General features: G+C 70.9%; 17 protein-coding genes and 1 pseudogene. 10 read left to right on the forward strand and 8 right to left on the reverse strand.

Features of this window, described 5'->3' with window-relative positions; translation table 11 throughout:
* Positions 1 to 135 precede the first annotated feature (135 nt).
* The 5 genes from ABZ079_RS18365 to ABZ079_RS18385 all read left to right on the forward strand — a co-directional run bounded on the left by ABZ079_RS18365 (position 136) and on the right by ABZ079_RS18385 (position 4,540).
* Positions 136 to 822, forward strand: coding sequence for a maleylpyruvate isomerase family mycothiol-dependent enzyme (locus ABZ079_RS18365; RefSeq protein WP_356940464.1), 687 nt, complete (start codon positions 136 to 138; stop codon positions 820 to 822).
* A 45-nt stretch (positions 823 to 867) separates the two neighbouring features.
* Positions 868 to 1,524: an MBL fold metallo-hydrolase gene (locus ABZ079_RS18370; RefSeq protein ID WP_356940465.1), complete on the forward strand. Its 657-nt coding sequence runs from the start codon at positions 868 to 870 to the stop codon at positions 1,522 to 1,524.
* A 450-nt stretch (positions 1,525 to 1,974) separates the two neighbouring features.
* Entirely contained in the window at positions 1,975 to 2,859 is an 885-nt protein-coding gene (locus tag ABZ079_RS18375) for an ABC transporter substrate-binding protein (protein ID WP_356940466.1), read from the forward strand.
* Positions 2,856 to 3,791, forward strand: coding sequence for an amino acid ABC transporter permease (locus ABZ079_RS18380; RefSeq protein ID WP_356940467.1), 936 nt, complete (start codon positions 2,856 to 2,858; stop codon positions 3,789 to 3,791). The genes ABZ079_RS18375 and ABZ079_RS18380 overlap by 4 nt, the downstream gene beginning before the upstream one ends.
* The gene (locus ABZ079_RS18385; RefSeq protein ID WP_356940468.1) at positions 3,788 to 4,540 is read left to right on the forward strand and encodes an amino acid ABC transporter ATP-binding protein; all 753 of its coding nucleotides are present in this window, start codon (positions 3,788 to 3,790) and stop codon (positions 4,538 to 4,540) included. The genes ABZ079_RS18380 and ABZ079_RS18385 overlap by 4 nt, the downstream gene beginning before the upstream one ends.
* Positions 4,541 to 4,565: 25 nt before the next feature.
* Here the strand turns inward: ABZ079_RS18385 and aroQ are convergent, their stop codons facing one another.
* Positions 4,566 to 5,039: a type II 3-dehydroquinate dehydratase gene (gene aroQ / locus ABZ079_RS18390; RefSeq protein WP_356940469.1), complete on the reverse strand. Its 474-nt coding sequence runs from the start codon at positions 5,037 to 5,039 to the stop codon at positions 4,566 to 4,568.
* A gap of 210 nt (positions 5,040 to 5,249) precedes the next feature.
* On the opposite strand from aroQ, the gene ABZ079_RS18395 reads away from it, so the two are divergent.
* A complete protein-coding gene (locus ABZ079_RS18395) occupies positions 5,250 to 6,521 on the forward strand; it encodes an MFS transporter (RefSeq protein WP_356940668.1) in 1,272 nt (423 codons plus the stop codon).
* A gap of 71 nt (positions 6,522 to 6,592) precedes the next feature.
* On the opposite strand, the pseudogene ABZ079_RS18400 reads toward ABZ079_RS18395, so the two are convergent.
* From ABZ079_RS18400 to ABZ079_RS18425, 6 genes and pseudogenes are all read right to left on the reverse strand, one after another.
* A pseudogene (locus ABZ079_RS18400) lies at positions 6,593 to 6,906 on the reverse strand (ionic transporter y4hA); the annotation flags it as partial.
* Positions 6,907 to 6,930: 24 nt separating this feature from the next.
* Positions 6,931 to 7,932, reverse strand: coding sequence for a TerC/Alx family metal homeostasis membrane protein (locus tag ABZ079_RS18405; protein ID WP_356940470.1), 1,002 nt, complete (start codon positions 7,930 to 7,932; stop codon positions 6,931 to 6,933).
* A gap of 223 nt (positions 7,933 to 8,155) precedes the next feature.
* The gene (locus ABZ079_RS18410) at positions 8,156 to 10,153 is read right to left on the reverse strand and encodes a TerD family protein (RefSeq protein ID WP_356940471.1); all 1,998 of its coding nucleotides are present in this window, start codon (positions 10,151 to 10,153) and stop codon (positions 8,156 to 8,158) included.
* Positions 10,154 to 10,220: 67 nt separating this feature from the next.
* Positions 10,221 to 10,799 (reverse strand): TerD family protein, encoded by a 579-nt coding sequence (locus ABZ079_RS18415; protein ID WP_356940472.1) that lies wholly within the window; start codon positions 10,797 to 10,799, stop codon positions 10,221 to 10,223.
* Positions 10,800 to 10,958: 159 nt separating this feature from the next.
* Positions 10,959 to 13,115, reverse strand: a complete 2,157-nt coding sequence (gene uvrB / locus ABZ079_RS18420; RefSeq protein ID WP_356940473.1) for an excinuclease ABC subunit UvrB — start codon at positions 13,113 to 13,115, stop codon at positions 10,959 to 10,961.
* 40 nt (positions 13,116 to 13,155) lie between these two features.
* Positions 13,156 to 14,028 carry an MHYT domain-containing protein gene (locus ABZ079_RS18425; RefSeq protein ID WP_356940474.1) on the reverse strand — a complete coding sequence of 291 codons (873 nt, stop codon included), beginning with the start codon at positions 14,026 to 14,028 and terminating at the stop codon, positions 13,156 to 13,158.
* Between the two features lie 279 nt (positions 14,029 to 14,307).
* On the opposite strand from ABZ079_RS18425, the gene ABZ079_RS18430 reads away from it, so the two are divergent.
* Positions 14,308 to 15,222, forward strand: coding sequence for a glycerophosphodiester phosphodiesterase family protein (locus tag ABZ079_RS18430; protein WP_356940475.1), 915 nt, complete (start codon positions 14,308 to 14,310; stop codon positions 15,220 to 15,222).
* A 41-nt stretch (positions 15,223 to 15,263) separates the two neighbouring features.
* The gene (locus ABZ079_RS18435; RefSeq protein WP_356940476.1) at positions 15,264 to 15,818 is read left to right on the forward strand and encodes a methylated-DNA--[protein]-cysteine S-methyltransferase; all 555 of its coding nucleotides are present in this window, start codon (positions 15,264 to 15,266) and stop codon (positions 15,816 to 15,818) included.
* Positions 15,819 to 15,833: 15 nt separating this feature from the next.
* On the opposite strand, the gene ABZ079_RS18440 is transcribed toward ABZ079_RS18435, so the two are convergent.
* Positions 15,834 to 16,265, reverse strand: coding sequence for a VOC family protein (locus ABZ079_RS18440; RefSeq protein ID WP_356940477.1), 432 nt, complete (start codon positions 16,263 to 16,265; stop codon positions 15,834 to 15,836).
* A gap of 98 nt (positions 16,266 to 16,363) precedes the next feature.
* Here ABZ079_RS18440 and ABZ079_RS18445 point away from each other — a divergent pair, with 98 nt between their 5' ends.
* Both ABZ079_RS18445 and ABZ079_RS18450 read left to right on the forward strand, forming a co-directional pair.
* On the forward strand, positions 16,364 to 17,272 hold the full coding sequence (locus tag ABZ079_RS18445) for a pseudouridine-5'-phosphate glycosidase (protein ID WP_356940478.1): 909 nt from the start codon (positions 16,364 to 16,366) through the stop codon (positions 17,270 to 17,272).
* The gene (locus tag ABZ079_RS18450; protein WP_356940479.1) at positions 17,257 to 18,195 is read left to right on the forward strand and encodes a PfkB family carbohydrate kinase; all 939 of its coding nucleotides are present in this window, start codon (positions 17,257 to 17,259) and stop codon (positions 18,193 to 18,195) included. Before ABZ079_RS18445 ends, ABZ079_RS18450 begins: the two co-directional genes overlap by 16 nt.
* The last annotated feature ends 26 nt before the right edge of the window (positions 18,196 to 18,221 follow it).

Here is an 18,221-nt window from a genome sequence, read left to right on the forward strand (position 1 = left end):
ATTGCCCGGTTGCATAACAACCCCCGGCCCTCCAGCATGCCCGACGCCGCACTCGACCATATAGCACGTGCATTCGATTTACGGACGAGGATCAGCACCTTCACCCGAAGGTGCGACGGGGCTAGGGTCAGCACCATGATTGATCACGCTCATGACCTGGCATGTGTACGTGACGCGACCGAACGGCTCCTCACCGCGGTCGCCGCATTGGACAACGCCTCGCTCGCCGAACCGTCGCGGCTTCCCGGCTGGAGCCGGGGACACGTCCTCGCCCATCTCGCCCGCAACGCGGACGCGCTCGTGAACGTCCTGCAGGGCCGTCCCATGTACCCCGGAGCGGAGGCGCGGGACGCCGACATCGAGCGCGACGCCCCCCGCCCCCTCGACATCCACCTCGCCGACCTGCGCGAGAGCGGAGCCCGCTTCCTGGCGGCGGGGGACGCCCCCGCGGACTGGACGCGCACGGTCGAGCTGCGCAACGGGGTCACCGACTCCGCGTCCCGGGTGCCGTTCCGGCGGTGGGTCGAGGTGGAGCTGCATCACGTGGACCTCGGGGTCGGATACGAGCTGGAGGACCTTCCGGACGAGTTCACGGAGCGGGAGATCGACTTCCTCGCGCAGCGGTTCTCCGGGCACTCCGGCATCCCGGCGACCCGGGTCACGGACGGCACGCACGCGTGGCGCACCGGTCGTACGGCGGACGAGACCGAAGTCACGGTCAGCGGCCCGCCGGCGGAGCTGGTGGGCTGGCTCGCCGGGCGCCGCGACGGTGCGACGCTGGAGGTTCGGGGCGGCACGCTCCCGAAGCTGCCCCCGCTGTAGCGGGACAACCGTCCGCCGGGACTCCTCCGCTATAGGCTGACGGCCATGACGTACACCGGAGAGGTCAAGGTCGGCGGACCGGCGGACGTGCACGAGCTGAAAGACCTGATGATCACCAAGATCGCGGTCGGCCCGATGGACAACAACGCCTATCTGCTGCGCTGCCGGGCCACCGACGAGCAGCTTCTGATCGACGCCGCCAACGAGGCGCAGACGCTTCTGGGCATGATCGGTGACGACGGCATCGCGTCCGTCGTCACCACGCACCAGCACGGCGACCACTGGCAGGCGCTCGCCGCGGTCGTCGCCGGCACGGGCGCGCGCACCTACGCCGGCCGCGAGGACGCGCCCGGCATCCCCGTACCGACGGACGTTCTCGTCGACGACGGCGACGTCATCAAGGTGGGGCGCGTGGAGCTCACCGCGCGCCACCTCGTCGGGCACACCCCGGGCTCGATCGCGCTGGTCTACGACGACCCGCACGGCCATCCGCACCTCTTCACCGGCGACTGTCTCTTCCCGGGCGGCGTCGGCAACACGCGCAAGGACCCGAAGGCGTTCGCCAGCCTGATCCACGACGTGGAGACGAAGATCTTCGACGTGCTGCCGGACGAGACCTGGGTCTACCCCGGCCATGGCAACGACACCACGCTGGGGGCGGAACGGCCGCATCTGCCGGAGTGGCACGCGCGCGGGTGGTGAGAGGGCCGAGCGCCTGACCGCCCGGAGGCCCGGCGCGGGTGCGGCTGCGGGTCCGTCGTGGGTTGCCGCACTCACGCGGCAGAGCCGCACAGCGACGAGCCCAGCGCCCCTTCGGAAGCGCGCCGGACCGAGAGGTGAGCGAGTCTGCGCGCCCAGCGCACTCCCCGCCCCTGCGCCCCGCGCGCGCCCCGTGTGAACACTTCGCACGCGGCCGACGCGCATGCGCGCTCCCGTAGAACGGTGTCGCGCAGTCAACTGGTGGCAGCCCCGCACAGGATGACGGCTCCTGCGCGGTATGGGCCGCCGGTCTTCCCACCGCCCTCGGCCGGCGGCCCAGGCCAGGGCGCATGCCGCAACCGGCGTTCACACGACCGCAACACCCGTTCCCAGTATGCGGACAAACACTGCCGTGACCTCGACAAACGCGGCGTTCACTGCCACTCTCCCGCCATGCACCCTGCCCCTCGCGCCCTGCGCCGTGCGGTAGCCGCCGCCACCGTAGCCCTGCTCGCCACCGCTGCCGGCTGTGCACCGCAGCCCGAGGAGAAGGCGTCGGCCGCCCCGTCCGGGGCGACCGGGAAGAGCTGCGCCCAGGGCAAGTTGGCCACCAAGACGTCCGGGAAGCTGACGATCGCGACCGACGAGCCGGCGTACGAGCCGTGGTTCAAGAACGGCAAGCCCGCCAACGGGAAGGGCTTCGAGTCGGCGGTCGCCTACGCCGTGGCGAAGCAACTGGGGTACGATAGAAGCGCGGTCGTGTGGCAGAGCATGCCGTTCAACAAGGCGTTCGCCCCCGGCGCGAAGACCTTCGACTTCGACATCAACCAGGTGTCGATCAGCGCCGAGCGCAAGGGGGCCGTGGACTTCTCCTCCGGCTACTACGACGTGCGCCAGGCCGTCATCGCACTCAAGGGCAGCCAGGCCGCCAAGGCGACGAGCGTCGCGGACCTGAAGAACCTCAAGCTCGGCGCCCAGGTCGGCACGACGAGCCTCGACTACATCGCCGACGTGGTGAAGCCGAAGCAGGAGGCCGCCGCCTACGCCAAGAACGACCAGGCCAAGTCGGCACTGAAGAACGGTCAGGTGGACGCCATCGTCACCGACCTGCCGACCGCGTTCTACATCACCGCGGCCGAGGTGACGAACGCGGAGATCGTCGGCCAGTTCGAGAACCAGGGCGGTACGCCGGAACAGTTCGGGCTCGTGCTGGACAAGGGCAGCTCGCTCACCTCGTGTGTGACCGGCGCCGTGGACGCCCTGCGCAAGGCCGGCACGCTGGCGAGGCTCGAGAAGCAGTGGCTCTCCGACGCCGTCGACGCCCCGGTACTCAAGTGACGGTCACCGAGGGCGAGTCGGCCCGGGAGGGAGCGGACGACAAGGGCGGCATGACGAACGGCACCGGAGACGGCGCCGCCGACGACGGCTACGTGCCCTCCGAGCGGCGCCTGGAGCGCGAGCGCTACCAACGCACGCGTGCCCGCCGCGCCACAGCGGTCGCGGCGCTCTCGACCCTCGTCACGGCCGCCGGGCTCTACCTGGTCGTCGTCAACGCGCCGGGCTGGCCGCGCACCAAGGAGACCTTCTTCAGCGCGCAGTACGCGCGCGAGGCGTTCCCGAAGGTCCTCGAAGGGCTGTGGCTGAACGTCCGCCTGCTCCTGATCTGCGGTGCCGCCGTCCTGGTCCTCGGCATGCTGATCGCCGTCGCGCGGACCCTGCGCGGCCCGGTGTTCTTCCCCCTGCGGGCGCTGGCGGCGGCGTACACCGACTTCTTCCGCGGCCTGCCGCTGATCATCAACCTGATGATCGTGGTGCTGGGCGTTCCCGCGCTGCGCCTGCAGGGCGTCACGGTCGATCCGGTGCTGCTCGGTGGTACGGCCCTGACGCTGACGTACTCGGCCTACGTGGCGGAGGTGTTCCGGGCCGGCATCGAGTCCGTCCACCCCTCCCAGCGGGCGGCGGCACGCTCCCTGGGTCTGACGAACCGGCAGGCCCTGCGCTTCGTGGTGCTGCCGCAGGCGGTGCGCCGGCAGGTGCCGCCGCTGCTCAACGACCTGGTGTCGCTGCAGAAGGACACGGGTCTGGTGTCGATCGGCGGCGCGGTGGACGCCGTACGGGCGGCCGACATCATCGTGGGCCGCAGTCTGAACTACACGCCGTACATCGTCGCGGGGCTGGTGTTCGTGGCGCTGACCATCCCGATGACCCGCTTCACGGACTGGGTGACGGCCCGGATGGACCGGCAGCGGGCCCAGGGAGGATCCCTATGAGCGACGTGCCTGTGCTGCGCATGGAGTCCGTCCGCAAGACCTTCGACGGCTCGGTCGTGCTGCGGGACGTCGATCTGGAGGTCGCCCCGCACACGGTGACCGCGCTGATCGGTGCCTCCGGCTCGGGCAAGTCCACTCTGCTGCGCTGCGCCAACCTCCTGGAGGACATCGACGACGGCGCGATCTGGCTGGACGGCGAGGAGATCACCGATCCCCGGGTCGGCCCGGACGCGGTACGGCGCCGGATCGGTGTGGTCTTCCAGGCGTACAACCTCTTCCCGCACATGACCGTCCTCGACAACATCACGCTCGCCCCGCGCCGGGTGCACGGCGTGCCGCGTGCCGAGGCCGAGGAGCGGGCCAGGGGGCTGCTGGAGCGCCTCGGCCTCGCCGGAAAGGCGGACACCTACCCGGACCGGCTCAGCGGCGGCCAGCAGCAGCGTGTGGCGCTCGTACGGGCCATTGCCGTACGGCCCCGGCTGTTGCTGCTGGACGAGATCACGGCCGCGCTCGACCCCGAACTCGTGGGCGAGGTACTGGAAGTGGTCCGGGGCCTGAAGGACGAGGGCATGACCATGGTGCTGGCGACGCACGAGATGGGGTTCGCCCGGGACGTCGCCGACCAGGTTTGTTTTCTGGACGGTGGCGTCGTGCTGGAGCGTGGCACCGCCGAGCAGGTTTTCGGCGATCCGCAGCAGGAGCGCACACAGCGCTTCCTGCGGCGGATCGTGGAGGCCGGCCGCCTATAGGAGCCAGGGGCTGGGAGCCAGGGGGCTACGCGTCGGCCTGCGCCGCCCCCACCAGAGCCGCGACCCGCTCGACGCCGAACACATAGCCCTGCACGCCGCAGCCCGCGATCACACCGTCGGCGCGCAGCGAGACGTAGGAGTGGTGCCGGAACGATTCACGCTGGTGGATGTTGGAGATGTGCACCTCAAGGACGGGCATTCCGTCGCACGTGTTGAGTGCGTCCAGAATCGCGACCGACGTGTGCGAGTAGGCGCCGGGGTTGATGACGATGCCGCAGTGACTCAGCCGCGCCTCGTGGATCCAGTCGACCAGTTCGCCCTCGTGGTTGGACTGCCGGAAGTCCACCGTGCCGCCGTGTGTGGCCGCCGCCTTGGCGCACAGCGCCTCCACGTCGGCCAGCGTGTCCTTGCCGTAGATCTCGGGCTGGCGCTGGCCGAGCAGGTTCAGGTTGGGCCCGTTGAGGATCATGATCGGGGCGTTGGCCAGGGTGCGGGGCACGGTTCCTCCGGTCCGTTGGGGGCGGTGTGTCGACGACCGCTGCTCGCACCCGGTCTATCACGCCCGACGGAGCGGGCGGCGGGCCGCGCGCACCGCCGCCTCGGTGCACGCTCCGGCCTCGGTGATCACCACCGCACGCCCCCGTAACCGGTGATCACTCGGGGTAGTTGACGCGGCATGCACGAGGTACGCGCCGTAAGCACACCGTCCATGTCGCGGCTCGCCGCCGCCTCCCTCGCCGGGACCGCGATCGAGTTCTACGACTTCTTCGTCTATGGGACCGCGGCCGCCCTGGTCCTGGGGCCGCTGTTCTTCCCGACGTTCTCGCCGCTCGCGGGGACGCTGGCGGCGTTCGGGACGTTCGGGGTGGGCTTCGTGGCCCGGCCACTGGGCTCGGTGGTGTTCGGGCACCTCGGTGACCGGCGCGGGCGGCGGCCGGTGCTCGTCGCCTCGCTGCTGCTGACCGGCGCCTCGACGGTCGCGGTCGGCTGCCTGCCGTCCTACGGGACGATCGGTGTCGCCGCGCCCGTACTGCTGCTGGTCCTGCGTTTCCTGCAGGGGCTCGGGCTCGGTGGGGAGTGGGGCGGGGCCGTGCTGCTGACCGCCGAGCACGCACCCGCGGGGCGGCGTGCACTGTGGTCGAGCTTCCCTCAAGTGGGGCCCGCGGTCGGCTTCGTGCTCGCCAACGGGGTGATGCTCGCGCTGTCGGCTGCGCTGTCCGACGCGGAGTTCGCGCGATGGGGGTGGCGCGTGCCCTTCTGGGCGGCCGGAGCGCTGGCGCTGGCGGGACTGTGGCTGCGCTCGTCGCTCGCCGAGAGTCCTCGGTTCCTGGAAATCGACGACCACGCGCGCGTGCCCCTCGTCGAGGTCGTACGGCACCACGGGCGGCTGGTGCTGCTGACCGCCGGGGCGCTTGCCGCCGGCTACGCCGTGTTCTACGCGGTGACGACCTGGTCGCTGGCGTATGCCACGGAACGGCTCGGAGTGAGCCGGACGGTCATGCTGACCTGTGTCATGGCCGCGGTGTCGGTGAAGGGAGCGCTCACGCCCCTCATGGCGCTGTTCGGCGACCGCTTCGGGCGCCGGCCGATGTGCCTGACGGGCTGCGCCGCCTGTGCCCTGTGGATGTTCCCGATGGTCGCGCTGCTGGCCACCGGTGAGCCGCTGCTGATGTTCCTCGGCATCCTGGGCGCGCTGCTCGCCTTCGTCACCATGTTCGCGGTGATCGCCGCCTACTTGCCCGAGCTGTACGAGGCGCGGGTGCGCTGCACCGGGGCGGCGGTCGGCTACAACCTCGGCGGGGTCCTCGGCGGCGCGCTCACCCCGATCGTGGCCACCGCGCTCGCGGAACACGGCGGGCGCGTCCCGTGGGGCGTGGGCGCGTATCTGACGGGCGTCGCGCTGCTCAGCCTGGGGTGTTTCGCGCTACTGCCGGAGACACGGCCGCTCCCCATGCCGGCGGGGGAGCCGGCCACGGGATGACCGCGGCGGCGCCGCCACGCCCGTGCGTGCGACCACCGGCCGCGGTCGGCCAGTGGTGCCGCCGTGTGCCAGGGGTTGATCGCCGGCCCCAGGCAGGCGGCGAACGGCGCCGGGTGGACACCGCCCTGCTCGGGTGTGGCCCGCCCCGGCACGACCGTCCGGGAGCCGACGACGACCGTGAGCGCGAACAGCAGCTTGGGGGGCGAGCCGAGGCCGGGAACGAGCGGCCCGTGCCAGACGGAGGCGAGCGCCACTGGCCGGGATGGTCAGGCCGATGCCGGCCGTCGCGGAGCGAGCGCAAGGCCGAGGCTGGCCTGCACCCGGTCGCGGCGGGCGGAGCGCAGCGCGGCGATCGCCTCGGAAGAAGGATGGGCAGGGCGGTGATCGCTCGACGTCTTGTCCGGAGCGGTCAGGCGTCGACGCTGTCCTTCGAAGCGCCCTCGCCGCCGGTGCGCTCCGCCTCGACGGCCGTCTGCTTCCGGGTGGCCAGCAGGCTGGTGATCGTGGTGACTACCAGGACGGCGCAGATCACGCCGAGCGAGACCGGGATGCTGATCTCGGGGACATGGACACCGGACTCGTGCAGCGCGTGCAGCACCAGCTTGACGCCGATGAAGCCGAGGATGATCGACAGGCCGTAGGAGAGGTGGACCAGCTTCCTCAGCAGGCCGCCGATGAGGAAGTACAGCTGCCGCAGACCCATCAGGGCGAAGGCGTTGGCGGTGAAGACGATGTACGGGTCCTGGGTCAGGCCGAAGATGGCCGGGATGGAGTCCAGGGCGAACAGGACGTCCGTGGTGCCGATGGCGAGCATCACGACCAGCATCGGGGTCATGACCCGCTTGCCGTTCTGCTGGATCCACAGCTTGGTGCCGTGGTACCGGTCGGCCACACCGAACTTGCGCTCCGCCGCCTTCAGCAGCTTGTTCTCCTCGTACTCCTCGTCCTCCTCGTCGGCGCGGGCCTCCTGGATGAGCTTCCAGGCGGTCCAGATCAGGAAGGCGCCGAAGAGGTAGAACACCCAGGAGAAGCTGGCGAGGATCGCGGCTCCCGCGGCGATGAAGATCGCCCGCAGGACCAGGGCTATGAGGACGCCGACGAGCAGCACACGCTGCTGGTACTGAGTGGGTACCGCGAACTTCGCCATGATCAGGACGAAGACGAAGAGGTTGTCGACGCTCAGCGACTTCTCGGTGATGAAGCCGGCGAAGAACTCACCGGCCGGCTGTCCGCCGCCGAAGACGAGAAGCCCCAGGCCGAACAGCCCGGCCAGGGCGATCCAGACGACGGTCCAGATTCCGGCTTCCTTGAGCGACACCTCATGGGGCTTACGACCGATGAGGAAATCGACGGCGATCAGGGCGGCGAGACCCAGGATGGTCAGGACCCACAGGGTCATGGAGACTTCCACTGCACCTCCGGCATTACGTAACGGCAAACACATCAGCGTTGTCACTGCCGGAGGTCTCTTCCACCCGCGCGGGGCCGACGACCCGGGACCGGAACCGGTCCGTACTGACGGGTGCGCCGCAGTCAGGGAGTACTCCCCTCCGTACGGAGAACAGTACCCCAATGACCAAGAAAAGGTAAAGCGCTAAGTAAAATAAAGCCCAAGTGAGCTGGTCAAGATGGCTTTACCTCTGCTTGGTCTGCGCTTTCGCCACCTCGGCCAGCACCTGCTGAACGACCCGGCTTCCGCCCGGCACGAGCGAAGGCTCGTACGTCCAGGCGTGGCCGACCCAGGGGTCGGCGAGGTGGTCGTCGGGCACGGGAGTGAGTCGCATCAGCGAACGCCACAGCGGGTCGAGCAGGGGGCCGTAGGCCGCGGCGTCCTCACGATCCGCGACCATCAGCAGGTGGACGCCGACCGCCGGGCCCTCGTCGGCGAGGTAACGCAGCCGGGTGACCGCCCGGTCGTCGAATCCATGCGGGAAGTCGTTGACGATCAGCAGCTGCTGCGCGGCGTCGACATCGGCCGGCAGCGACGCGGCGGCGCCGGCCCGCGCCGCCATCTGCACCAGATCGACCCGCCGGGTGAGCCTCTCCAGCACCTGCGTCACTGCTGCCGCCCCGGTCGCGGGCGGAGCCGCGAGCACCCCGGCTCCCGTCAGCGGCAGGAGCGCCCTCGCGCCGGCACCGGCCGGATCGATGACGTGGACGGCGAACTCCCCCGCCGGGTGCACGGCGAGCAGCCGGGCCGCGAGCGCGACGGCCACCTCCATGGCCGGATACCGCAGCTCGACGGAGTCCGGGAAGGAGTCGTCGAGCGTCGACGCCGAACCGCTGTCGATCCACAGGCCTCGCTCCAGCGGCAGCCTGACCAGCATCGGGACGCGCAGCGGCAAGCTTTCGGGCAGATGGAGATCACCCAGTCGCAGGGCCATCGGCGGCTCTGCGGGCACGCGGTAGCCGTGCCAGACGGGGCTGTCCCAGCCGGCGTACGCGGGCGGGAGCGCCGGCTCGACGACCTCCGCCTCGGCGGTGAGCTGGGCGAGGTCGCGGTCGAGGGCCGCGCGCGCCTGGTCGACCAGTTGGGTCCGACGGGCGTGCGCCGCCTCCCGCGCGGTGTCTCCGGATCCACCGAGCCGGTCGCGCGGGTCAGCGAGGGCCTGGTCGACTTCCCGCTCCATGCGGGAATCGGCGAAGTCGACGGCGCTGCGGTAGGCGGCCGTGGTCCGGGCCAGGTCCTCGAACATGCCCCACACCTGGTTGTACAGCCGTTCCTCCATCGACCAGCCCACAGCGTCGCCCGCGACGGGCAGGGCGGCCTGCCCGCCGGTCGCCGGGACCGCGGAGGGTGGTGGCGGGGGCGGGGGGCTGTGGCGGCGGGGGTGCGTGTAGTCGACCGGGCCGCTGAGGTCCTGCGGTTGGGGTTCGACGCCGGGGGCCGCTTCGTACGGGTTCCGGCCGTCGCGGGACGGGTGCTGCGGATCGTACGAGGGCGTCGCCTCGGCCGTCCCGGGCGCGGAGGGCACGGACGCGGAGGTGTCCTGAGGCGCGGAGGCCTGGGGATGGGAGGCCTGGGGCTCGGAGACGTCCTGAGGCGCGGGTGCGGAGGACGGTGCCGGAACAGCGTGGGCCAGGCTCTGGGCGGTCGCCTCCTGGACGGTGGCCGCGAGCCCAGCGGCCTCGCTCAGTCCCTGGTCGGCGAGGAGCGCGGTGAGACCGCCCGCGTAGCCCTGGCCCATCGCGCGTACCTTCCAGGCGCCCTGCCGGCGGTAGAGCTCCAGGGCGATCACGGCGGCCTCGGCGTCCAGCCCGGTGAGAGTGTAGGAGGCCAGTTCGGTGCCGTCGGGCCCCTCGACCGCGGTGTGCGGTGCGGGCACGGCCCCGAACCGGAGCGGCCCCGCGGTCCCGGCCGGCAGGGCGAGGAACACGTCGACGCGGTGCACGGCCTCGGGCAGGGCGGCGAGGTCGACGGCCAGGCGGTGTTCGGCGGCGGCCTGCCGTGACACCTCGACGCCGGGCAGTGCGGGGGCGCCGGGGCGGACCACCCACTGGGGGCCGTGCACCCTGCCGTTCTCGTCGCCGAGTACGGCTCCGGTCAGGACCGGCACTCCGGCCGAGATCCGGATCGTCAACCGGACCTGGGACAGCGGGTGGTTCTGCCCCCTCACCAGCTCGGCCGTCATCGCCGTCGCCCCCCCTTTTTCGTGTTGTCCTGCCCCCACCCTGCGGCGGGCGGGTCCGGTCCCGGTCCTACAGGTGCGGCAGGATCGACGGCATCAGGTCCTGGAAGGTGCGGCCGTTGGCCGGGGTGCCCAGGGCCGTCATCGTCCAGCCGGAGCCCGCCCGGTGCACCTTGGCCATGATCTGGGCGGTGTACTCGCCGCCGCCCGCCAGCGTGTAGCGGGCGAGTTCCTGGCCGTTGGTCTCGTCCACGAGGCGGCAGAACGCGTTCTCCACCTCTTGGAAGGTCTGGCCCGTGAAGGAGTTCACGGTGAAGACGATCTGGTCGATGTGGACCGGAACGCGCTGCAGGTCCACCAGGATCGCCTCGTCGTCACCGCCCTGACCGACGCCGCCCACGAGGTTGTCGCCGGTGTGGCGGACGGACCCGTCATCGCTCACCAGGTGGCGGAAGAAGACCACGTCGATCGGCTGCTTCTCGGCGAAGAGGACGGCCGAGGCGTCCAGGTCGATCTCGCGGGTGCGGGAGCCGAACAGGCCGCGCCGCTTCGCCGCCTGCCAGCCGAGCCCCATGCGGACCGCGGTCAGGCTGGCCCCGTCGTTCTTCTCCAGGCTGATGGCCTGACCCTTGGTCAAGTTGACGGACACGGCTGGTTCCCCTCTCGACGTCCCCTGTTGCCGCGCGCACTGCGCGGTTGACCAGAACCCTACGCAGGGGCACCGACACTGCCGAACCCCGGCTCGCGCTTTGTGTCGGTGTTGCAACACTTGGCGCATATCCCGAGGTCCGGCAGGGTGGCGGAGGATTCAGGCGAGGCCCGCCTCGCGCATCTGGCGCAGTTCCTTCTTCATCTCGGAGACCTCGTCGCGCAGCCGGGCGGCGATCTCGAACTGCAGCTCCGCGGCGGCGGCGCGCATGCGCTCGGTCATCTCCTCGATCTGCTCGGCGAGTTCGGCCGCTGGGCGGTCCGTGGGCACCACGGCCCCCGCCTTGCCCTTGGCGGACTTGGTGGCCTTCCCGGCCTTCGCGCCCTTGGCCGTCTTGCCACCGAGCGACGGTACGGGCGCCTTGGCGCCCTTGCCGTCCTTGAGCTTGCGGTAGCCGGAGCCGAGCAGCTGTTCGGTGTCGACGTCCTCGCGGGCGATCTGCGCGACGATGTCGTTGATCTTCTTGCGCAGCGGCTGCGGGTCGATGCCCTTGGCCTTGTTGTACGCGACCTGCTTCTCCCGGCGGCGGTTGGTCTCCTCGATGGCCTTCTCCATCGCCGGGGTGATCTTGTCGGCATACATGTGGACCTGGCCGGAGACGTTGCGCGCCGCTCGGCCGATGGTCTGGATCAGGGAGGTCCCGGAGCGCAGGAAGCCCTCCTTGTCGGCGTCGAGGATGGCCACGAGGGACACCTCGGGCAGGTCGAGGCCCTCGCGCAGCAGGTTGATGCCGACCAGGACGTCGAACTCTCCGGAGCGCAGCTCGCGCAGCAACTCGACGCGGCGCAGGGTGTCGACGTCGCTGTGCAGGTAGCGCACCTGGATGCCGAGTTCCAGGAAGTAGTCGGTGAGGTCCTCGGCCATCTTCTTGGTGAGCGTGGTGACCAGGACTCGCTCGTCCTTCTCGGTGCGCTTGCGGATCTCGTGCACCAGGTCGTCGATCTGGCCCTCGGTGGGCTTGACCACGACCTCCGGGTCGACCAGGCCCGTCGGACGGATGATCTGCTCCACGACGCCGTCGCCGCGCGACAGTTCGTAGGCGCCCGGGGTCGCCGACAGGTAGACGGTCTGCCCGATGCGCTCCTGGAACTCCTCCCACTTCAGCGGCCGGTTGTCCAGGGCCGAGGGCAGCCGGAAGCCGTGCTCGACCAGGGTGCGCTTGCGGGAGGCGTCGCCCTCGTACATGGCACCGATCTGCGGAACCGTGACGTGCGACTCGTCGATGACGAGCATGAAGTCGTCCGGGAAGTAGTCCAGCAGGGTGTTGGGCGGGGAGCCGGGCGAGCGGCCGTCGAAGTGCATCGAGTAGTTCTCCACGCCGGAGCAGGTGCCGATCTGGCGGAGCATCTCAAGGTCGTACGTGGTGCGCATGCGCAGGCGCTGGGCCTCCAGAAGCTTGCCCTGCTTCTCCAGCTCGGCCAGGCGCTCCCCCAGCTCCTTCTCGATGTCGTTGACGGCCCGCTCCATGCGCTCGGGCCCTGCGACGTAGTGGGAGGCGGGGAAGACGTACAGGTGCTGGTCGTCGCTGATGATCTCGCCGGTGACCGGGTGCAGTGTCGACAGCGCCTCGATCTCGTCGCCGAACAACTCGATGCGGACGGCCAGCTCCTCGTAGACCGGGAAGATCTCGATGGTGTCGCCGCGGACCCGGAAGGTGCCCCGGGTGAAGGCCATGTCGTTGCGCGTGTACTGGATGTCGACGAAGCGGCGCAGCAGTTCGTCGCGGTCGATCTCGTCGCCGACCCGGAGCGGGACCATCCGGTCGACGTACTCCTGCGGGGTACCGAGGCCGTAGATGCAGGACACCGAGGCGACCACGACCACGTCACGGCGGGTGAGCAACGAGTTCGTCGCCGAGTGGCGCAGGCGCTCGACCTCCTCGTTGATGGAGGAGTCCTTCTCGATGTAGGTGTCCGACTGCGGGACGTAGGCCTCGGGCTGGTAGTAGTCGTAGTACGAGACGAAGTACTCGACCGCGTTGTTCGGCAGGAGCTCGCGGAACTCGTTGGCCAGCTGGGCGGCCAGCGTCTTGTTCGGCGCCATCACGAGAGTGGGGCGCTGGAGCTTCTCGATCATCCACGCCGTGGTGGCGGACTTGCCGGTGCCGGTCGCGCCCAGCAGGACGACGTCCTTCTCGCCGGCCTCGATGCGCTTGGCCAGCTCGGCGATGGCTGCCGGCTGGTCGCCGCTGGGCTGGTAGGGGCTGACGACCTCGAAGGGCGCCACCGTGCGTTCGATGTGGGAAACGGGCCGCATGTCATCCACCGTACGACCCCGCACTGACAACGGGTCCGGATCAGCGGTTCTGGGGGGTGCGGGAGCCGTGGTGCTCGGGCCGGCGGACCGGCCCGCGGCCCTCGTCGGGAGCGGGACGGCGGCCGGGGTGGGCGGCGGCGGCCGGGACACCCGGTTTGTGCTCGACGGGCGTGCGGACCGGCCGGCCCGCGACCATCAGCGGATCGAAGATCACGATCACGCCCGCGAGGAGCAGGAAGGCGAGCGGGCCGATCAGCATCGGCGCGAGCACGGACGCCGCCGGGCCGCCCCCGGAGGTGTGGGGGGCGCCGTCGAGCTGGACGCTGAGGGCGGCCATGCCGGTGTAGTGCATGCCGCTGACCGCGAGGCCCATGACGAGGCTCGCGCCCACGCTCCACAGGAGACCCCGGACGCGTCCGGCGGCCCACAGGGCGGCGGTGGCCGCCACGACCGCTATGACGACGGAGGCGGCGACGGTGACGGTGTCGTACGTGAACCGGCCGGGGAAGTGCATGCCGGCCATGCCGAGGTAGTGCATCGAGGCGACGCCCAGACCGGTGATCGTGCCGCCGGTGAACAGAGCGGTGCCGGTGGCGCCCCGGTAGCCGACGATGAAGATCCCGACGCCGACCATGACGATGGCGAGGGCGAGGCTCGCATAGGTGACCGGCTTGTCGTAGTGGATCGGCGTCTCCCCGATGGTGAAGCCCATCATCGCGACGAAGTGCATCGTCCATATGCCGGAGCCGATCGCGGCGGCGCCGAGGGCCAGCCAGGCGGGGCGCCAGGAGTGCGTGACCAGCAGGGAACGGGTGGTGCAGCGCAGGCCGAGAGCGCTGCCGAGGCAGGCCATCACATAGGCCACCAATGGGGTGACGGCCCCGTAGCCGAATCCGTCGACCGTGCCTTGCATCCGCGGCTGCCCTTCCGCCTTCTTGCGTCCCGGAATGTCTGCGATGTGCCCCCGTCCCAGGACCGCGCGGGCGGTCAGGGTTGTCGCAGAGAGTATGACCCCCACCGGAATGGTCGAACGATTTTCCGGCAAAGAAACACGGCCTTGCCGCAGTTGTGCGGCACCGGTGAGCGCACTTGGACGTCTCCGTTCCATCTGTGGCCATCGTGCGCTCGGGTGTTGTTGACCCTCTGCTGTCAGTCTGGTGCTGTCCGTATTTGCTCGACGCGAGGAGTCTGCATGCACGCGCGCGTAGTTTTCGCCGCGGCCGCCGTGGTCCTGGGGACGGCGGTGACCCTGCTGAGCCCCACTTCCGGCGCCGAAGCCGACGAGGGCGGCGAGGTCACCGCGGTCGGCGAGCCCACGGTGATCGCTCACCGGGGAGCCTCCGCCTACGCTCCAGAGAACACGCTCGCCTCGATCGACAAGGCGGCGAAGCTCGGCTTCTCCTGGGTCGAGAACGACGTCCAGCGAACGAAGGACGGCGAGCTGGTCGTCGTCCACGACGACAGCCTGCGGCGCACCACGAACGTCGAGGACCTCTTCCCCGGCCGGGCACCATGGAAGGTGAAGGACTTCACCGCCGCCGAGATCGCCCGGCTGGACGCGGGCAGCTGGTTCTCCCCCGCGTACGCGGGGGCGCGCGTGCCGACGCTGAAACAGTACATGCGCCGGGTCGAGCACAACCGCGAGAAACTCCTCCTGGAGATCAAGAACCCGGAGCTGTATCCGGGCATCGAGCAGCAGACCCTGACGCTGCTCGGCGATGAGGGCTGGCTGGACCACGGCCACCTACGACGGCTCATCGTGCAGAGCTTCAGCGCCGACAGTGTGCGGACGGTCCATGAGCTGAAGCCCGCGGTCACCACCGGCTACCTCGGCATGCCCACCGTGGCGGAGCTGCACCAGTACACCCGGTTCGCCGATCTGATCAATCCCTCGTACGGGACGCTCTCTCCGGGGTACGTCTCGGCCGTCCATGCCTTCGACGGTCCGCACGGCAGGCCGCTCGGGGTGTTCGTCTGGACGGTGGACGACGCGGCCACCGCCCGCAAGGTCGCCGGTTACGGCGTCGACGGGATCATCACCAACAAGCCCGACGTGGTGGGGTCGGCGGTGGACTCGGCGGTGGACTCGGCGGTGGCCTCCGGCTGAACCGGGAGGGCGTTGTCAGTGGCGGGTCGTACCGTGGGCGCATGGACAGCCTCGGGCAGGATGAGCAGCGGATCGTGTGGGCCGTCGTCGGCAGCGACCTCGGCCCCCTGATGCTGGCGGCGACCCCTGACGGCCTGGTCAACGTCGTCTTCCACGCCACGGACGCGGTGCGCGACCGGGCCCTGGAGCGGCTGGCGGCCCGGCTGGGCGGCGAGCCCGTGGAGGACCCGGACTCGCCGCTGCTGGCCGAGGCGATGGACCAGCTGAGCGCCTACTTCGCGGGCGAGCGGCACGACTTCGACCTGCCGCTGGACTGGTCGCTGATCACCGGGTTCAACCGGCAGGTGCTGCGTGAGCTGGCGTCCGGTGTGCCGTACGGCACCGTGGTGGGGTACGGCGATCTCGCCGGGCGGGTCGGACAGCCCGGCGGGGCGCAAGCGGTCGGCGCGGCGATGGGCGCCAATCCACTGCCGGTGGTCGTGCCGTGCCACCGGGTGGTGGAGAGCGACGGCGGCATCGGCGGGTTCGGGGGCGGGTTGGAGACCAAGCGGAAGCTGCTCGCGCTGGAGGGCGTGCTGCCCGAGCCGCTGTTCTGACCGACCGGGTGCCCGCTACTCGTCGTAGTGCCGGGCCTCCAGGACGTTGCCGTCGGGATCCCGGAAGTAGAAGGTGCGCCTGGCCTCGCCGCGGGCGCCGAAGGAGTCGTGGCCGATGTCGCTCACCGGCACGCCGTGTTCCTGCAGGCGGGTACGCAGGGCGTCGAAGGCTTCGGCCGGCAGGGACAGGCAGACATGGTTGACGGGGTGGCCCGCGCTGTCGGCCGAGCCGGGCAGCATCCTCATGCGGTCCGCGACGCCGTGCGGCGCGAGGTCCAGAATCGTCTCCTCATTGACGCGTACGGAGGGAAACGTCACCTTCCCCTCGGCGAACTCGTCGACTCTCAGGGGTTGCAGACCGACGGCCTCCTCGTAGAAGCCGGCGGCGGCGACCGGATCGGCCACCCAGAGGACCACATGGTCGAGGCGCGCGCTCTTGCTCGTCATGCCACCAGGCTGGTGGCGCCTCCCACGGTTCGCAAGCGTTTAGCGGGGGTTGCTGCCCGCCAGAGATGAGGAAGGACCGACGGACAGGAGGCGGGCGCATGGTGCTGGTGGTGTCGGAAGAAGTCCGGGAGGCGATCGACGGGCGGCGGCCGGTGGTGGCACTGGAGTCCACGATCATCGCGCACGGCCTGCCGCGTCCGCGCAATCTGCAGGTGGCGCTGGAACTGGAGGATGCGGTGCGGCGGGAGGGCGCCGTCCCGGCGACCGTCGCCGTGCTCGACGGACGTCCCCGGGTCGGCCTGGACAAGGAGCAGCTGGAGCGGGTCGCGAACGAGGAGGGCATCCGCAAGCTGGGCCACCGCGACCTGTCCCTCGCCGTGGCGGCGGGGGCGAGCGGGGCGACCACGGTGTCGGCGACGGCACAGCTGGCCGCGCTGGCGGGCGTCCGGGTGTTCGCGACGGGCGGTCTGGGCGGTGTGCACCGGGAGTGGACGGTGACGCAGGACGAGTCGGCCGACCTCGGAGTGCTGGCGCGCACGCGGATCACGGTGGTGTGCGCGGGCGTGAAGTCGATCCTGGACGTGTCGGCGACCCTGCAACGGCTGGAGACACTGGGCGTGGCCGTCGCCGGGTACGGCACGGACCGCTTCCCCGGCTTCTATGTGTCCGACTCGGGCCATCCGGTCGACTGGACGCTGAGCAGTCCGGAGCAGGTCGCCGACGTGATGCGGGCCCAGGACACGCTGGGCGCACCGGAGTCGGCGCTGATCGTCGCCCATCCCGTGCCGGAGGCGGAACAGCTCGACCCCGAGCTGCACGCACGTGTGCTCACCGACGCGCTCGCCACCTGTGCGGAGCGGGGCGTCACCGGACAGGCGGTGACCCCGTTCCTGCTGGACTACCTGGTCCGGCACACGGACGGTGCTTCCCTGAGCGCCAATCTGGCGGCCGTACGCGGGAACGTACGGCTGGCGGCACGGATCGCCACGGCGTGGACCAGGGGGTGACCGCGGGGCGCCGGAACCGGGCGCTGCTGGTCGTCGGGGACGTGGTCACGGATGTGGTCGCCCGGCACCGGGGGCCGCTCGCGGCCGGCACCGACACGGCCGCCGTGATCCGGGCGCTTCCGGGCGGCGCGGGCGCCAACGTGGCCTGCTGGGCCGCCCACACGGGGTGTGCGGACGTACGGCTACTGGGACGGGTGGGCGCGGACGCGGCCGCGTGGCACGAGCGGGAACTGGTGGCCGCCGGGGTGCGGCCCCGGCTGGTGGTCGATTCGGAGGCGGCGACCGGGACGGTGATCTGCCTCGTCGACACGGGTGCGGCGGCCGAGCGCACGTTCCTCACGGACAGCGGGGCGTCTTTGCGACTCGAACCCGCCGACTGGTCGGACGCGCTGCTGGACGGGGTCGCCCGGCTGCATCTGTCGGGCTATCTGCTGTTCACGGACTCGAGCCGGGCGCTCGCCGAGGTGGCTCTCGCGGCGGCACGCGTGCGCGGCGTGCCGGTCAGCCTGGATCCCGCGTCGGCGGGCTTCCTGACGGAGCTGGGGGTGGACCGTTTCCTGGCGTTCGCGGAAGGCGTGGACGTGCTGCTGCCCAGCCGGGACGAGGCGTGTCTGCTGACGGGACTGTCGGATCCGGCGGACGCGGCGGCCAAGCTGAGCCGTCTCGTGCCGCTGGTGGTGGCCAAGGCGGGTGCGGACGGGGCGCTGGTGGCCCGTTCCGGCGCCGTGGGCGCCCGGATTCCGGCGGTGTCGGCGACCCCTCGGGACACCACCGGCGCCGGCGACGCCTTCACCGGCGCGTTCCTCGCCGCCCTGGTCTCGGGCGCGGACCCGGAGGAGGCGGCGGCACGCGGGTGCGAGGCGGGGGCGGAGGCGGTGCGACGGGTGGGCGGAAGACCGCCGCAGCCGGGGAGTGACGGCTAAGGCGAGACCTCGGGCACGCGTCCGCA

The sequence above is a fragment of the Streptomyces sp. NPDC006314 genome, assembly GCF_040613075.1.
Lineage (GTDB): Bacteria > Actinomycetota > Actinomycetes > Streptomycetales > Streptomycetaceae > Streptomyces.

Coding starts and splice junctions, on each gene's coding strand:
- ABZ079_RS18410 (WP_356940471.1), bottom strand. CDS start 10,153: ATGACGGCCGAGCTGGTGAGGGGGCAGAACCACCCGCTGTCCCAGGTC.
- ABZ079_RS18375 (WP_356940466.1), top strand. CDS start 1,975: ATGCACCCTGCCCCTCGCGCCCTGCGCCGTGCGGTAGCCGCCGCCACC.
- ABZ079_RS18365 (WP_356940464.1), top strand. CDS start 136: ATGATTGATCACGCTCATGACCTGGCATGTGTACGTGACGCGACCGAA.
- ABZ079_RS18425 (WP_356940474.1), bottom strand. CDS start 14,028: ATGCAAGGCACGGTCGACGGATTCGGCTACGGGGCCGTCACCCCATTG.
- ABZ079_RS18395 (WP_356940668.1), top strand. CDS start 5,250: ATGTCGCGGCTCGCCGCCGCCTCCCTCGCCGGGACCGCGATCGAGTTC.
- ABZ079_RS18370 (WP_356940465.1), top strand. CDS start 868: ATGACGTACACCGGAGAGGTCAAGGTCGGCGGACCGGCGGACGTGCAC.
- ABZ079_RS18385 (WP_356940468.1), top strand. CDS start 3,788: ATGAGCGACGTGCCTGTGCTGCGCATGGAGTCCGTCCGCAAGACCTTC.
- ABZ079_RS18440 (WP_356940477.1), bottom strand. CDS start 16,265: ATGACGAGCAAGAGCGCGCGCCTCGACCATGTGGTCCTCTGGGTGGCC.
- ABZ079_RS18435 (WP_356940476.1), top strand. CDS start 15,264: ATGGACAGCCTCGGGCAGGATGAGCAGCGGATCGTGTGGGCCGTCGTC.
- uvrB (WP_356940473.1), bottom strand. CDS start 13,115: ATGCGGCCCGTTTCCCACATCGAACGCACGGTGGCGCCCTTCGAGGTC.
- ABZ079_RS18430 (WP_356940475.1), top strand. CDS start 14,308: ATGCACGCGCGCGTAGTTTTCGCCGCGGCCGCCGTGGTCCTGGGGACG.
- ABZ079_RS18445 (WP_356940478.1), top strand. CDS start 16,364: ATGGTGCTGGTGGTGTCGGAAGAAGTCCGGGAGGCGATCGACGGGCGG.